Source organism: Streptomyces sp. NPDC015171, assembly GCF_043079545.1.
Lineage (GTDB): Bacteria > Actinomycetota > Actinomycetes > Streptomycetales > Streptomycetaceae > Streptomyces.
Genome location: NZ_JBIBUO010000002.1, coordinates 210827 through 225603, shown reverse-complemented (window position 1 = coordinate 225603; position 14777 = coordinate 210827). Strand labels below are relative to the sequence as shown.

The window sequence follows — 14777 nt, the reverse complement described above, 5'->3', positions numbered from 1 at the left end:
CTACTGGTCAAGGTGCAGGACCGGCCGGTCCTATACCGCACAGAGCCTATGAACGAGTGAGGCAGGCCCTCACGCGGCACGGGACCCGAAGGGCATGAGGTTGGTGCACTGGACCGTACCGCCCAGTTCAGAGAAGGGGTGATGTCGCAGGCCGTCTCGTACCTGTCCTGGCTGGAGTCGGCGCAGCACGAGTTCGAGGCGCTCGTGCGGAAGGTGCTGGGCGCGGAGGCCGCCGAGGCGATCGACTGGCGTCGTCCGCGGATGGTCTGCATCGCGGCCGGCTTCTCCCACCACGACCGCGTGGCCGTGCAGCGGTTGCCCGAGCGGATCGACCTTGTGCGCTACCGCGTCTTCGAGGGTGGCCTGCTGAGCCTGCTGCTCGTCGACTCCTCGCCCGGCTCACCGACCGTCGCTTCGTCTCGGCGGAACCAGGAGCGGGGCGCGGCGGTCGACAGCGCGCCGGCGGCACTGGTGGCTCCTTCGCCTACGAGTGTCGGCCTCGTTCCCGAGTGTCTTCGGGACCTGTACACGGAGTTGGACGAGGCGCTCACGGCATGGGGCGAGGTGGAGGTGGCGTCCCTGCGGCACTACATCGCCTACCGGCGGTTGGTGAACGTGGCGTCGGTGATCTTCCGTCCGAAGCACGAGGCGATCCTGGTGTACCTCAGACTCGACCCGGACACGGTCGAGCTGGAGGAGGGCTTCACCCGGGACATGCGCGGTATCGGACACCTCGGGACCGGCGACCTGGAGGTCCGTATCGTCTCGGCAGCCGACTTGGAGAAGGCAGCGCCGCTGATCCGGCGGGCGTTCGAGGCGGCCTGACGTAACAGGAGGGGCGGCTGGTGCATCGGTTAGTCGATGCTCCAGCCGCCCCTCTGGCGTCTGTGGGCCGCCGGCCCTGGCCTCTCTTCGCTCTCACGCTCATGCCTCCGGTCCGGCCAGCTCGAAGTCGTCCTTCGTCAGTTCGGCCCGCAGCCGCTCCTCGGCGACGTCGGCGTAGTGCGCGGACAGCTCGACGCCGACGAAGCGGCGTCCCTCGCGCAGGGCCGCGACCCCGGTGGAGCCACTGCCGGTGAACGGGTCGAGGACGGTGCCGCCCTCGGGGCAGACCTGGACGAGCTGCTGCATGACCTCGACCGGCTTCTGGGTGATGTGAACCCGGCCCTTGCGGGGCTGGGAGGCGATGTAGTGCCCCGGCAGGTAGAGATCGCGGGTGTTGTCGAGGGAGCCCTTGACGCCCCAGATGATGAACTCCGAGTCCTGCTTCGGCCCGCCCTTGCGGGGCCGGCTGGACGGCTTGATCCACGGAATCGTGCCGCTCCAGGTCCACCCCGCCATCTGCAGGGCGTCGGAGGTGGTCGGCTCCTGCCGCCAGTCGGTGAAGACCATCGCGACCGCGTGCTCGGTCGAGGCCCGGTACGCCTCGGTGAGCAGTTCGGTCAGCCAGGAGCGGTAGGAGCGCTGGTCGCGGTTCTCGCCCGGGAAGTTGGCGAGGTCGTGCGCCGAGTTGCTCGTGACATACTTGGCACGTGCGGTACGGCCGGTCCGGTCGGAGCTGGTGCGGCCCCCGGAGTTGTACGGCGGATCGGTGATCACCGCCTGGACGCTCTCGTCCGGGAGGGACTTCAGGACGGTCAGGGCGTCACCTCGGTGCAGCGTGTAGCTCATGGGGAGGGCCTCTCTTCGGGCGCGGCGGAGTCTGGACCTGCTCCGGGCAGCGCTCAACGGCGCGCATCCGGTGCGAGGTTGCAGCGGAGGTTAACGGCGAATTCCGGCCGCACCTAACGAGGTGGCTCCCTGCTTTGAGCCCCCTGATGGCAGTCGTTTGGCGCGGCCGGAATCCCGGTCTACTGTCTCGCCGTGCCACCGGGAAGGAGCCTTGCTCCACCCCCGTTGAGCTGTGCTTATCCGTGCCGTCTCGTCCAATCGAGCAGCGTCGGAGGCATGTTGCCCATCTGCCCGCGAGTGCCACGAGGAGGCCCCTGTGCATTGCCTGAGATTACGAGCGCGGCTGGCTGCCGCGCGTGACCTGAAACCGGCGTCCTGGAGCTACCAACTCCTCTGACCCGGGCCCGCCGAGAGGCGGATGCACATCGGCGCGGTGCCGACGGCTTTGCACGAGAAGTCGGCACCGCGCCTCCTGCGAACACCGAGGAGCCGCTGCGATGCAGCATGCCCTGACACACCCGCGCCCCGACCCACCTCCCTCGACCGGTCCGCACCGCCGTCGCGCTGAACGGCGGCGGCCATGAAGAAGACGACGGGAGCCCTCGTCGGTCTGTGCGCCACCGGACCACTCCTGCTGGCACTGCCGATCCTTGGCATCGGTGCCGGGACCGCCTCGGCCTCGTGCTCGACCGACGGTGCACAGGGTGTGGACGCCTCCGCCGTCGCCAAGCAGGTGAAGGCGATCCTGGACGGCGGCGACAAGGGCTCGGTCTCCGTGCCGGGCCTGGACGCGCCTGCCGACCAAGTGCCCAACGCCAAGACGATCCAGGCTATGGGCGTCGCGATGAACATCCCCGCCCGAGGGCAGGTCGTCGCCCTGGCGACCGCTCTGCAGGAGAGCGGCCTGCGAAACCTGACCTACGGCGACCGCGATTCGCTGGGTCTCTTCCAGCAGCGGCCGTCGATGGGCTGGGGTACAGCCAGCCAGATCCTCGACCCGGTGCACGCCTCGACGAAGTTCTACGAGGGTCTCAAGAAGGTCTCCGGCTGGCAGTCCCTCTCTGTCACCCAGGCCGCCCAGGCGGTACAGAAGTCGGGCTTCCCCGAGGCGTACGCCAAATGGGAGCCGCTGGCCACCGCCCTGCAGAAGGCCATCGAGCCCCTGCTGCAGAAGGCCGGCGGCGCATCGCCGAGCCCGTCGCCGTCCGGCTCTGCCGACACCGGCAGCCCCTCTCCCGATTCCGCGGGAGGTTGTTCGGCGGACGGCGACGGAACGGACTTCGGCACCATCCCGGCGGGCGCCCTGCCGAAGGAGTACAAGATTCCCGCCTCCGCGCCGCCGAAGGTACAGACGGCAATCCGGTGGGCGCTCGGCCAGCTCGGCACCCCGTATCAGTGGGGCGGCACCTGCACCGACTCCCACGGCAAGAACCCGATGGGCCGCTGCGACTGCTCCTCCCTGATGCAGGGCGCGTACAAGGTCGCCGGGGTCACCCTGACGCGGACCACGTATACGCAGGTCAAGGACTGCAAGGCCGTCTCGGTCGATGCCCTCAAGCCGGGCGACCTCCTTTTCACCGAGGGGACGGCCGCCGTACCGGAACACGTCGGGATGGCGATCGGGCAGGGCCTGATCGTCCACGCCCCGCACACCGGTGACGTCGTACGGATCACCACCGTCGCGTCCTGGAAATCGCGGATTCTCGCGGCCCGCCGAGTCGTCTGACCGGCGCTCCTCTCCCTCCTCACCTCCCCTCGCACCTCTGGTCCGCCCCACCGGGCTTTGGCGTGCACTCATTCGAACTGGAGTTCCCGTGTATCTCGCCGACAAGGTCATACAGCTCGCCTACGACCCCGGAATCAAGCCCAACGAGGGCGGGCTCCCTGGCCTCAACGTCCTCAAGCAGGTGATGGGCTCGATCAACTTGTTCGGACTCATCGCCGTGGTCGGAGCCCTCGCCGTCAGTGCGGGCGTGTGGGCCTGGGGGCACCACTCCGGTGGTCACCAGGCCGAGGCGAACGGGAAGAAGGGCGTGCTGGTCAGCGCGGGCGCGGCCCTTCTTCTCGGTGCGGCCAACGGTGTAGTGGCGTTCTTCTCGACGCTCGGGACGCAGGTCCACTGATGGCTCAGCACTCCACCCACCCCGGCGGCGCATCTCGCGTGCGTCGCCGGGCGCTGCTCGGCACTGCCGTCCTGGCGGTGCTCGTCGCCCTCGCCGGCCTGGCCGCCTACCTCACCCGCGAGGGCCGAAGCCCCTCCGATCCTGCTTCCCCACCGCCGAGTTCGCCCACCGCGTCCTCGTCGACCGCGGCGCCGTCCGGGCCGCACACCCGGCCCCGCGCTCTGCCCGTTCCGCCGAAAACCCACGACCCGATCACGTACGGGAAGGCCGCCGCAGCAGCGCTGTGGTCGTACGACACCCGCGCGTACTCGCAGCCTGAGCTGCGCAAAGCGCTGCGCGGCTGGCTGACCACGGAGTCGAAGTACGCCGACCCGGCCTCCGTCGATCAGGCGGTCCCCTCGGCCGTGCTGTGGAAGGAGATGGCGGCCAACAAGCAGGTCGCCACCGCCAAGATCAACGAGGGGCACTTCCCGCACGCCTTCACCCAGGCTCTCCAAGACGACCCCGGGGCGATCACCCAGGCGTACGTCTACGCCGTCACGGTCTCCGGCAAGCAGTCGATTCGCTGGAAGGGCTCGGCCGCCGGCGGCGCGGAGAGCCGGTCCACCACCCTCGCGGTCCAGTGTCGGCCCAACCACCCCTGCGCCCTGGTCGGCGTCATGCCGTCCGTCGCGCCCTGACCCTCGCCCCAGAACGGAGGTAAGACCCATGGGAGTCTGCGACTTCCCGCTGATGGACAAGGTGTGCGGCGCTGTCGACTTCGCCACCAACCCCGCCGGCACCGTCACCGACGGTCTCGGCGCGTGGATCGCGAAGTCGGCGGGTGAACTGGCGTCCAGCGCGGCCGACCTTGCCGCCAAGGCCGTCAACAAGACGACGGCCATCGACCTCAACGCCGGGTGGTTCCGCGACAACTACGAGCTGCTGCTGCCCATCGGCCTCGCCCTGACCGTCGGCATCTTCTGCATCCAGCTCATGACCGCGGCCTGGCGCCGAGACGAACGCGCCCTCGCCAAGGCGGCGTTCGGCACCATGACCGGAGTCCTCTTCAGCTTCTCCGCCATCGCCTTCACCACCGTCGCCATCACCGTGGTCGACGCGCTGTCCGACGGCCTCTTCAAAGCCGCCAATACCTCGATCGACGACGCGATCCGCCGTGTGATCAAGGTCGATCAGATGGGGGCCATGTACGGCCTCGGCTGGGGTGTGCCCGCGCTGGTCGCCTTCGGGTGCGCGATCGGCGCCTTCCTCTACTGGGGCGTGATGGTGGCCCGCAAGGTCGGCGTCCTGATCATGGTCGCGCTCGCGGTGTTCGCCGGGGCGGGCGGCGGCTGGGAAGTCGCCAAACGGTGGCGGCGCGGCTGGATCGAGGCCACCGGCACCCTCATCGTCTCCAAGCTGTTGATGACCGTCGTCTTCCTCATCGGCGTCTCCGCCATGGGCAAGACCGACGCCAGCGACGGGATGGCGGCCCTGTCCGACGCGATGGCCGGCATCGTCGTGATGGTCTTGGTGCTGCTCTGCCCCTACGCGACGTACAAGTTCGTCCACTGGGCCAGCGACGGCGGCGGACACGACGACATGCACCGCACCGGTGTCGCCGGTATGGCGGTCGCCGCAGGAGCCGCGAAGACCGCAGGCAGCCTCGCGCTGCGGGCCGGTACCGGCGCCCCCGCTCCGCAGGGTCTGAACCAGGTCCCGGGCGCGGGCACCGATGGCGTCGCCTCCGGCATCAACCCCTCCGGCGGCACCCTCAGCAAGGAGGGCATCGACGCCGGGCCGCCCAAGCAGCAGACCCGCTTCCGGTACGGCGAAGACCAGGACGCGAGCGGCGACAAGGGCCGGGCTCTGATCCAGCGCCCCGGGATCCCGCCGCTGATCACACGTCCTGGCGAGGACGAACCGGAAGGTTCCGAGCCGATTGCCCAAGGCGTTGCGGGCGGCTCCGGTCACCTCGCAGCCGCATCGGCTCCGGGCGGCGACATGACCTCCATGCCGCCAGCCGACCCCGGACCCTCGGCCTCGGGCACTCCGGCGTCCGGGTCCGGTCCGTCGGCCACCGGCTCCGCGACGCCGACGAACTGGGTGTATCCCACCCAGCCGCCGTCGGGTTCCTGACCCACATCCCCGGGGGCGGGCCGCACTCCACGGCCCGCCCCCGCCTCCCCACCAGCAGGAAGGTTTCGCCATGACGTCCAGAAGAGCGCCGCGCGCCCCGACCTCCGCCCGCTCCCACCGTCTGGAACCACCATGTCCGGCAAGCACCAGTCCTCCACGCCCACCGTGAAGTTCCCGCACCGCAGCAGGCGCGGCGTCCTGCTCGGCCTGACCGTCCCGCAGTTGGTCGTCGCCGGACTCACCGGCCTTCTCCTTCTCGCCGTCATCCTCGCCCGAGGCGTGGTCGGCGCTCTCCAGCTCATACCGCTGTGGGCCGTGATCGCCCTGCTCGTCTTCGTCCGCCACCGAGGCCGTGCGCTGGCGGACTGGGCCCCGATCGTCGTCCGCTACGCGCTGCGCCGGATGCGAGGCCAGCTCGTCTGGCTCACCCGGCCCTCCCGCCGGCCAACCCGCGAGGGACTGTTCCACCTTCCCGGCACCGCTGCCAGCCTGCGCGTGGCCACTGCTCCCGACGGTAAGTACGGCGCCGTCCACAACCCGCACACCGGGACGCTGACCGCGGTGGTCAAGGTCTCCTCCCGCGCCTACGCCCTGCTCGACCCGGGCACCCAGCAGGCCAACGTCGGCGGCTGGGGACGCGCGCTGGCGGCCCTCGCCCGTACCGGGCAGATCGCTCGCATCCAGGTGATCGAGCGCACCATCCCCGACTCCGGCGACGCGCTGCGCCGCTACTGGGAAGAGCACGGCCGACCCGACACCCCGATGGCCGGCGCGATCTACAACGAGCTGATCCAGAGCGCCGGCCCCGCAGCCGCCCCGCACGAGGCGTACGTCGCGGTGTCCTTGGACACCAAGGCGGCCCGTCGGCTGATCAACCAGGCCGGTGGCGGTCTCACCGGTGCCTTCAGCGTCCTCGCCCAGCTCACCTCCACGTTCGACCAGGTGGCGCAGACCGCCGGTCTCACCCCGACGGGCTGGCTCACCGCCCGCGAGATCGCGGCCGTGGTGCGCACCTCCTACGACCCGAAGGCGCTGGCAACACTCGACCGCTGGTCCACGGCCGGTCGCCCCGAGGCCGAACCCGCCGCCGCCGGACCCGTCGTGGTCGTCGAAAAGGCGGACCACATCGCCACCGACTCCGCCGTGCACGCCACCTACTGGGTGGAGAACTGGCCGCGCACCGAGACGTCGGCCGGGTTCCTGCACCAGCTCCTGTTCACCGGTGGCGTCCGGCGCACCCTGTCGCTCTCCTACGAGCCGAAGAACCTCGACGCCGCCCTGCGCGACGTGCAGCGCAAGAAGTCCAGCGTGATCGCCGACGCCGCCGAACGGGCCCGGCGCGGCCAGGTCGACTCCGAGGCGGACTCGATCGAGTACCAGGACATCAAGTCCCGCGAACGCCAGCTCATCGCCGGGCACGCCGACGTCGCCCTGACCGGTCTGCTGACCGTCTCGGCCGACACCGAGGACGAGCTGCGCACCGCCTGCGCCGTCGTGGAGACCGCCGCTGTCGGCGCCCAGCTCGATCTCCGGCCGCTGACCTGGCAGCAGGCCGAGGCGTTCACCGCCGCCGCCCTGCCGCTCGCGCTCGCCGCCTGAGCATCCCTTCCCTCCGAAAGAGCACCCTCATGTCCCGCACCGCCAGCCCGACCGCGCAGGACTTCGTGCCCTTCGCCACCGCCGCGCTCGACTTCCACCGGGCACTCAACATCCCGGGCGGCCCGCTGGTCACCACCCGGGCCGAGCTGGACGCCCTGCACGCCCACCTCGTCTCGCTGTACGGGCTGCTCGACGCCCACACCGGTCGCACCGGGCAGCTCGTCGCGGTCGAGGGCGACCAGCTCCGCACCGCCCGCACCCGCATCTGGCAGGCCGCCGAGCACCTCCACGCCGCCTACCACGCGGCGCCCCGGCCGGACTCCGGCGAGATCCCCGCACCGGAGGCGTGCCAGGCCGGCCTTCCAGAGGGCGCCCCGGAATTCACCATCTGCCAGCGCCACCAGCGCACCGCGCATCTCGTCCGGCGGCGCACCACCCCGGCCGACCTGCACGCCCCGTTCACCGGCCTCGTCCGCCGCTGACCCACCCCTCATCTGGAGAAACCCTCATGCCCCGTACCCGCGCCAGCGCCTCCCCCCTGTTCGTGCCCCGTAAGACGACACGCGCCGAACAGCGAGCCGCCCGAGCCGGTTTCACCGAAGCCCGCCGCCAGGCACGCCTCGCCGGAAACCCGCCCAAGCACCGCGCCGAGCAGACCCTCGACCCGGATCTGCGGCCCACCTACCCGCCCGCCGGTCGCCCCGGTCCGGCCTCCGCCCGCGGCGGCAAGCTCGCCCTGCCCGCCCACCGGATGACCACCGCCACAGCCAGCGGCGCGTACCCGTTCGTGGCCGAGGGCGGCCTGGGCGCCGAAGGGGTGTTCATCGGCCGCGATGTGCACGCGGAGGCGGCCTTCTGCTTCGACCCGTTCTCGCTCTACAACAGCGGCAGGGTGGAGGGCTTCACCAACCCCAACGCGGTCCTGGCCGGGATCATCGGCATGGGCAAGTCGGCGCTGGCGAAGTCGATCGCCACCCGGTCGATCGCCCATGGCTACCGGATCTACATCCCCTGCGATCCCAAGGGGGAGTGGACCGGTGTCTCGCAGGCCCTCGGCGGATACAGCATCGCCCTGGGCCCGGGGCTCCCCGGCCGGTTGAACCCGCTGGACGCCCCGGCCCGCCCCGCCTCCGTGAGCGAGGAGGACTGGTTCACGGAGGTTCGCAAGCGCCGTCTGCTGCTGCTGGCCAGCCTCGCCCGCACCGTGCTGAAGCGCGACCTGCTGCCGATGGAGCACACCGCCCTCGACCTGGCCCTGGATCTGGTTGTCGCTGACGCCGCCGCCCGGGGCACGGTGCCGCTGCTCGGCGAGATCGCGCACGTACTCGGCTCCCCCGAACGCCTCGACCAGGCCCTGAGCCACCAGGCGGGGCACCTCGGTTCGGCCGCCCAGGATCTCGCCCACGCCCTGCGACGTCTCGTGCACGGCGACTTGAGCGGCATGTTCGATGCGCCGAGCACCGTGTCGTTCGACCCGACCACACCGATGCTGTCCATCGACCTCTCCCGTCTCGGCGGCTCCGGTGACGACACGGCACTGGTGCTCGCGATGACGTGCGCGAGCGCGTGGATGGAGTCAGCCCTCAGTGATCCCGATGGCGGTCGGCGCTGGGTGATCTACGACGAGGCGTGGCGGCTGATGCGGCACGTCGGGCTGCTGGAGCGGATGCAGAGCCAGTGGAAGCTCTCCCGAGGGCTGGGCATCGCGAACCTCATGGTGATCCACCGGCTCAGCGACTTGCTCTCGGCGGGCGACGCCGGTTCACGCGGCCGAGTCCTGGCCGAGGGGCTCCTCGCGGACTGCAGCACGCGCATCATCTACCGCCAGGAGCCCGACCAGCTCGCCGCCGCTGCATCTCTGCTCGGCCTGACCGGCGTCGAGACCCAAGCCGTGTCCGCTCTGACCAAGGGGCGGGGTCTGTGGAAGGTCGCCAGCCGCTCGTTCATCACCCAGCACATCCTCCACCCGGCTGAGCGGGAGCTGTTCGACACAGACGCCCGCATGGCCGCCTAGCCCAACGACCAGCACAGCAACGGGAATTGATTATGTCTGCTTCTTCCACTCCTTCCTCCGGTGACAACCAGCCGTCGCAGGCCACCGACCCTTTGGCGTGGCGACGGCACCTCCCGGCACTGGCCTCGGCCGCCGCCGGGATCAACGAGGCGTGCGACGCCTGGGACGCGGTTTCGGACTCCCTCTGCGACGCGGAGGGCTGGCCGCTGGACGACAAGGTCTACGGGGACGGGAAGGTCAAGCGGGACGCCGAAGCGTGGAAGCACGCCGAGGTGTTCCTCGACCACGGACCCGAGGTGCTGGCCGGGGTCTGCGCCGCCGCCGACGGCCCCGACTACGTCGAGGGGCCGATCAGTGACGACCTCCGTCGGATACGCGGGATCGACACCATCCTGCTCCGGGCGGAGGAACTGCGGCACGAATGGGCCGACGTCATGGCGCTTATGGACGGTTCGCAGCCGAGCGTGCTCCACCTCTACAAGGAGCGTGCCGAGGAGCACCGCAACACCGAAGGCTGGCACTACTCCCACGAACTCGGCTCCAAGGAACCGGCGTTGGTGCGCGTCGGCGAATACCTCGCTCACCGAGCGGACACCGAACGGCCGACGCAGACCGAGCGGACTCGCGTCGCCCTGACCCGCTCGACGCACAACGCCCCTGCCGGATCACCTGCTTCGCCCCAGCTCCCACCGGCGTCGCAACCGCCGGCTCCCGGTCGCTCGCGGTGATCCCTAGCACGCAGTCACGGCAGCGCCAAACTGCCCGATCACCAGATCCTCATGGTCCACCGCGCTCCTTCAAGCTCCACGCCCCGTCGGCTCCCGCCGTGCGGCGGGACGTTCGCAACGGAGAACTCCATGCACCACGAAACCCCGCCCCCGACCGCCGTGTCCGATCCGCGTCGCCTTCAAGCCGCCCTCTGCTCCGCACTCGGGCAGCGCGTCCTGGAGGGAACCGTCGAGTACGGCCTCAGCGACTACATCGTCCACGCCGAGCTTCCCGACGGCAGTTCGCTGATCATCTCGCCCCCGCAGGAGCCACTCTCCGAGCACCCCGAGACCCCGGAAAGCTGGATGGTCACCCGCCACCGGTCCGCCGAGCCCGCCGTCTACGAGGTGATCTACGACTCCGAGCCGGACGGTCCGCATGCGCGTCACGGCGGCAGCGTGCCGGATCTCCTCTCCGCTGTCGACGCCCGCCTGGACCAGCTTGGCGTACCGACACGCCAGGAGCAGGAACGTTCCGGCGAGGCGCGCGCCGCCACCGTGCTCCCTCCCGACTCCGCTCCATCCCGGGCGAGGGTCGCTCTCGCCTCTTCGCCGTCGGTCGGCCAGCGCGTGCTCCCGATCGGTCCGCCGCCGGAGTCTTCCGCGCGGACCGCGCCGCCACCGGCCAGTTCCTCATCCGCTCCCCGGCTCTGGCCGACCGCGATCCAGGAGTCCCTCGTGCACCGCACCCTCAGAACTGATCCGCCCGTCGCCCGCACCTGTAACCGCACCCGCCTCGGATGGATCTGCCATGCCCAGCCACTACGACGTGCTGCCCGACCTGGCCTTCGGCCACCACCCCGTCCACGGCATCGTCGCCGCGAACCCGAAGAACCTCGCGGCCAGCACCTGGATGCTCAGGGGATTCGACTTCCATCCCGTCCCCGACCAGCCGACGTTGTACGCGCTGGCCGACCAGAACCATGACGGACACGGCCGTACGAGCCGGGCCATCGAGCTGCTGCGCAAGGCCGGCTACCAGGTCGATGTGGACGTCGCACTTGACCCTGCACCGGCGCCCGATACGGCACAGGTACGCGACCGCGGCCCGCTCGGTGAACCAGACGTCGCCTTCGCCGATCACCCGCAGCTCGGCATCGTCGCAGCCTTCGACGACCATGTCTCCGGCCTCAGCGGGCTCGCGCTGGTGGAGGACGGCTGGCGGCACGACTCGAGCCTGGACATCTACACGCTCCCCGCGACCACCGATCGCGTCGAGGCGCTGGGGAAAGTCGCCGACGCCACGGTGGCCCTGCACCGTTCGGGGCTCCAGGTCGCAGTGCAGCCCCGCCTCGCTCAAGAGGTGACGGCTCGGCCCCGCCCTGCTGCCACGCCGACCGCCGGCCGTGAGCGCGGTCGTGGTCCCGCCCGCGCGTCTCCGTTGAGCGCCGCCGCGCTCGCCGCCAGCCCGGCCCGTGCCGGAAGCCCGGGCAGGGCGCCGGTCCCCGCCGCCGTCTCCACACCGGCGGTCCGGCCGGTTGACCCCCGCGTCGCGTACTCCCGCGACCGCTGATCCAACTCCTCAAGGAAGCCCTTCCATGGCCGTGAAGACGATCTGGCCTATCGACCACACCTGCGATCACCATGCCGACCGCGACTTGTCCGACCGACCGGCTGACCGACGCGCCGGCTTCGCCGAGTGGCTCGCCAGGCAGGAGTGCACGGACTGCTGGCGCGCCTCGAACGAGGGCGACGAGCAGGACAAGGCTGCCTGGCTCAAGGCGAAGCGCGCCAAGGAGCAGACGGCGTCCGAAGCCTGGTCCGAGCAGTACCGGATGCCTCCCCTGGAGGGAACCGAGCGGGCCGTTCCCTGGGGCGTGCGCTGTCGTCACCAGATCCTGATCAACGCCTACACCGCACTGGTCACCGAAGGCACGACCAGCGAAGCGGAGTGGGCGGAGATCGAGGAGAGCGCTCGTACGGTGACCCGCGCCTTCTCTGTCGAGTTCAGCTTGTCGAAGTGACGCCAGCATCGCGATGATGGCACTCGATCGACCTCGAAGGTCCGATGCTGGTGATGGGGGCCTGCGCGTTCAGTAATGTGACGCAATGCGCTTCACTACAGTGCCCAACGCGCGGGAATCAGCGCGTACGCGCCCAGGCATAGCCTGGCTAGGCGACGACAACTGGGACGACTACGGGTTCAAGACCCTCTTCCATATGCGTTGCCACAACGGCAGCCGCAGCGTGAAAGTCGGCGCAGTGAAGATCGGCTTTTTCGGCATGGAGGGCGGCCGAACAGGTCTTCCCGAGCGCTTCGAAGCTCTTCCTCCAGATTTTTTCTCCCTGGGCGCCGACGAGGACTACTACGCCACGCTCCGTGACGAGTTCGATGAGGAAACGCGCCTGGCTATCCTCTCCGGCCTGCGCGATGTCGCCTACTACCCCGAGCTATTCGAGCAAGCACTAAGCGAGCCCGTCATGCGTGACTCGCTTTTGCGCGGCACCGATACCGACACGGTCCGCATGCAGTACCGAAGAATCGTTGCTGGCGGCCCCACACTTTCCCGGTTCCACATCCGCTACCAGCAGGAGGCGCAGTCCGGAAGCGCCCCGCCACTCACTCTCGAACTGAAGGTAGACCCCGAGAAGAATCCTCCGAGTAACATCCATGCAGTCATCGGAAGCAACGGCGTAGGCAAGACGGTCCTACTGCACAAGATCGCTCACACCACACTCAACTCGCTTAATAGGCGGAGCAGCAGCTGGCTGGAGGACAGGCTCGACCACCGTCTGCACCCCTTCACAAATGTCGTGTACGTATCATTCAGCGCTTTCGACTCGCACACCCCACACCAGGCCAATAGGGCCGTCAACCGGGTTGGCGACGGAGTCGATTACCAATACGTCGGCCTGAAGACTGACGACGGTGAGGAAGTGAAGAACTACGCGGCTTTGGGCGCCGAGTTCGCTCGGTGCGTAGAGCGCTGCGTTGAGGATCATCCCGCGAAAGCGCGCCGCTGGGGCGACGTCCTGGCCAAGCTCGAAGAGACGGATCCCCTCTTCCACGACCTGGAGATCAGGGAGTTGGCCCAGGCCCAGGACCGACCTGACCCTCAGCGGGTCTTCGCTGGGCTGAGTTCGGGACACAAAATCGTCCTGCTAACTCTGGCCCGGCTGGTACAACACACCACCGAACGCACCCTCGTCCTGATCGACGAACCGGAGGCCCATCTCCACCCGCCGTTGCTGTCGACGTTCGTGCGGACGTTGTCTGAGCTGCTGAGAGACCGAAACGGCCTTGCGGTTATCGCTACGCACTCCCCTGTCGTTCTCCAGGAGACGCCTCGTGAGGCCGTCTGGGCCCTCCGCAGAGCCGGCGATGACCTGCGTGTAGATCACCCCGAGATCGAGACATTCGGCGAGAACGTCGGAGTGATCACTCGGGAGATCTTTGGATTGGAAGTGCGCCGCACAGGGTTTAACCGGTTGATCCAGTTGCTCGCCGACGAGGGTATGTCTTTCGAAGAAATCCTTGAAGAATTCGACGACCAACTGGGAGCCGAGGGACGAGCCCTGGCCCGCTCCGCTACCCGCCGCCGCGAGGGCAGGCACTGATGCGCCGACTCGAACCTCCTCGAATCGGAACGCGAGAGGCGTTCCGCATGTGCATCAGCGCGAAGATCAGCCATCCGATATGGAAGCTGCTCAGCAGCTATGAGCTGAGGGTTGTAATCGCTGCCGGCGCCTATGAGCGAGCGTGCCGAACTTCCACGCTCCACCTGCTGAATCCAGCGGATTTCTCTCCTCTTCCACCGAAGGAAGATGACAAGAAGGCGCTGATCGCTATGTACGAGCAGCGGATGAAACCAGATAAACCTGGCCGCCCTGTGTACGAAGAGGCTCGAAACCGCAAGGGCAAGTGCCCCATGTGTGGTGTTGGCTCCGTGCGCCAGGTCGATCACCACATGCCCAAGTCGATCTACCCCTATCTCGCAGCTGTGCCGATCAACTTGCTGCCCATCTGCTCGGACTGCAACTTCGCGAAGAAGGACAAGGCGCCGACCTGCTATGCGGAACAGACCCTCCATCCCTACTTTGATGACGTAGACGACGATCGATGGCTGAGAGCCAGGTTGATAACCCGCTCCACTGACGGCCTAGCCTTTGAGGCAAAGCCTCTGGACAGCCCAGCGAACTGGCTGATCGAGTTCTACGTCGATCCACCCGAATCCTGGGATACCGGACACGTTGAGCGCGTCCGACAGCACTTCAAGATCTTCAAGCTGGCCGCCTTGTATGAGGACCAGGCGGCCGACGACCTGCCAGGTATAGAAGGGTCGATCGAGGAAGCCTTCCAGGCCGGCGGAGCGCCGGACGTTCGTGCTCACCTGCTAGGACTCGCACGCACACGTGCACGACAGTACAAGAACTCCTGGATGGCGGCCCTATATGAAGCACTCGCCGACAACGACTGGTTCTGCAGCGGAGGATTTCGTCAAGTAGCGGCTGGCTAAAGTTTGTTCGCAATTCTTTTCCGGCCTC

General features: G+C 68.8%; 14 protein-coding genes. 13 read left to right on the top strand and 1 reads right to left on the bottom strand.

From position 1 onward, the window contains the following. Positions 1–108 precede the first annotated feature (108 nt). Positions 109–825, top strand: a complete 717-nt coding sequence (locus tag ACF073_RS05590) for a DUF5655 domain-containing protein (protein WP_392067699.1) — start codon at positions 109–111, stop codon at positions 823–825. A 99-nt stretch (positions 826–924) separates the two neighbouring features. Here the strand turns inward: ACF073_RS05590 and ACF073_RS05585 are convergent, their stop codons facing one another. Then, positions 925–1671 carry a site-specific DNA-methyltransferase gene (locus ACF073_RS05585; protein WP_047471334.1) on the bottom strand — a complete coding sequence of 249 codons (747 nt, stop codon included), beginning with the start codon at positions 1669–1671 and terminating at the stop codon, positions 925–927. 580 nt (positions 1672–2251) lie between these two features. Between ACF073_RS05585 and ACF073_RS05580 the strand changes: the two genes are divergently transcribed. The 12 genes from ACF073_RS05580 to ACF073_RS05525 all read left to right on the top strand — a co-directional run bounded on the left by ACF073_RS05580 (position 2252) and on the right by ACF073_RS05525 (position 14749). Further along, entirely contained in the window at positions 2252–3397 is a 1146-nt protein-coding gene (locus ACF073_RS05580) for a C40 family peptidase (RefSeq protein ID WP_392067055.1), read from the top strand. Positions 3398–3485: 88 nt separating this feature from the next. Continuing rightward, the gene (locus ACF073_RS05575; protein ID WP_351283592.1) at positions 3486–3794 is read left to right on the top strand and encodes a DUF6112 family protein; all 309 of its coding nucleotides are present in this window, start codon (positions 3486–3488) and stop codon (positions 3792–3794) included. Beyond that, positions 3794–4474, top strand: a complete 681-nt coding sequence (locus ACF073_RS05570) for a hypothetical protein (RefSeq protein WP_351590425.1) — start codon at positions 3794–3796, stop codon at positions 4472–4474. Before ACF073_RS05575 ends, ACF073_RS05570 begins: the two co-directional genes overlap by 1 nt. Positions 4475–4502: 28 nt before the next feature. Further along, entirely contained in the window at positions 4503–5912 is a 1410-nt protein-coding gene (locus tag ACF073_RS05565; protein ID WP_392067054.1) for an ATP-binding protein, read from the top strand. Between the two features lie 132 nt (positions 5913–6044). Then, entirely contained in the window at positions 6045–7511 is a 1467-nt protein-coding gene (locus tag ACF073_RS05560) for an SCO6880 family protein (RefSeq protein ID WP_392067053.1), read from the top strand. Between the two features lie 29 nt (positions 7512–7540). Continuing rightward, positions 7541–7993 (top strand): DUF6238 family protein, encoded by a 453-nt coding sequence (locus tag ACF073_RS05555; protein WP_392067052.1) that lies wholly within the window; start codon positions 7541–7543, stop codon positions 7991–7993. 26 nt (positions 7994–8019) lie between these two features. Further along, positions 8020–9525: an ATP-binding protein gene (locus ACF073_RS05550; protein WP_392067051.1), complete on the top strand. Its 1506-nt coding sequence runs from the start codon at positions 8020–8022 to the stop codon at positions 9523–9525. Between the two features lie 32 nt (positions 9526–9557). After that, the gene (locus tag ACF073_RS05545) at positions 9558–10253 is read left to right on the top strand and encodes a hypothetical protein (protein ID WP_392067050.1); all 696 of its coding nucleotides are present in this window, start codon (positions 9558–9560) and stop codon (positions 10251–10253) included. A gap of 790 nt (positions 10254–11043) precedes the next feature. Beyond that, positions 11044–11805: a hypothetical protein gene (locus ACF073_RS05540; protein WP_392067049.1), complete on the top strand. Its 762-nt coding sequence runs from the start codon at positions 11044–11046 to the stop codon at positions 11803–11805. A 25-nt stretch (positions 11806–11830) separates the two neighbouring features. After that, on the top strand, positions 11831–12256 hold the full coding sequence (locus ACF073_RS05535) for a hypothetical protein (protein WP_392067048.1): 426 nt from the start codon (positions 11831–11833) through the stop codon (positions 12254–12256). 85 nt (positions 12257–12341) lie between these two features. Then, entirely contained in the window at positions 12342–13850 is a 1509-nt protein-coding gene (locus tag ACF073_RS05530; protein ID WP_392067047.1) for an AAA family ATPase, read from the top strand. Positions 13851–13897: 47 nt separating this feature from the next. After that, positions 13898–14749, top strand: a complete 852-nt coding sequence (locus ACF073_RS05525; protein WP_392067046.1) for a hypothetical protein — start codon at positions 13898–13900, stop codon at positions 14747–14749. Positions 14750–14777 lie beyond the last annotated feature (28 nt).

Coding starts and splice junctions, on each gene's coding strand:
- ACF073_RS05585 (WP_047471334.1), bottom strand. CDS start 1,671: ATGAGCTACACGCTGCACCGAGGTGACGCCCTGACCGTCCTGAAGTCC.
- ACF073_RS05580 (WP_392067055.1), top strand. CDS start 2,252: ATGAAGAAGACGACGGGAGCCCTCGTCGGTCTGTGCGCCACCGGACCA.
- ACF073_RS05570 (WP_351590425.1), top strand. CDS start 3,794: ATGGCTCAGCACTCCACCCACCCCGGCGGCGCATCTCGCGTGCGTCGC.
- ACF073_RS05565 (WP_392067054.1), top strand. CDS start 4,503: ATGGGAGTCTGCGACTTCCCGCTGATGGACAAGGTGTGCGGCGCTGTC.
- ACF073_RS05560 (WP_392067053.1), top strand. CDS start 6,045: ATGTCCGGCAAGCACCAGTCCTCCACGCCCACCGTGAAGTTCCCGCAC.
- ACF073_RS05555 (WP_392067052.1), top strand. CDS start 7,541: ATGTCCCGCACCGCCAGCCCGACCGCGCAGGACTTCGTGCCCTTCGCC.
- ACF073_RS05550 (WP_392067051.1), top strand. CDS start 8,020: ATGCCCCGTACCCGCGCCAGCGCCTCCCCCCTGTTCGTGCCCCGTAAG.
- ACF073_RS05545 (WP_392067050.1), top strand. CDS start 9,558: ATGTCTGCTTCTTCCACTCCTTCCTCCGGTGACAACCAGCCGTCGCAG.
- ACF073_RS05540 (WP_392067049.1), top strand. CDS start 11,044: ATGCCCAGCCACTACGACGTGCTGCCCGACCTGGCCTTCGGCCACCAC.
- ACF073_RS05535 (WP_392067048.1), top strand. CDS start 11,831: ATGGCCGTGAAGACGATCTGGCCTATCGACCACACCTGCGATCACCAT.
- ACF073_RS05530 (WP_392067047.1), top strand. CDS start 12,342: ATGCGCTTCACTACAGTGCCCAACGCGCGGGAATCAGCGCGTACGCGC.
- ACF073_RS05525 (WP_392067046.1), top strand. CDS start 13,898: ATGTGCATCAGCGCGAAGATCAGCCATCCGATATGGAAGCTGCTCAGC.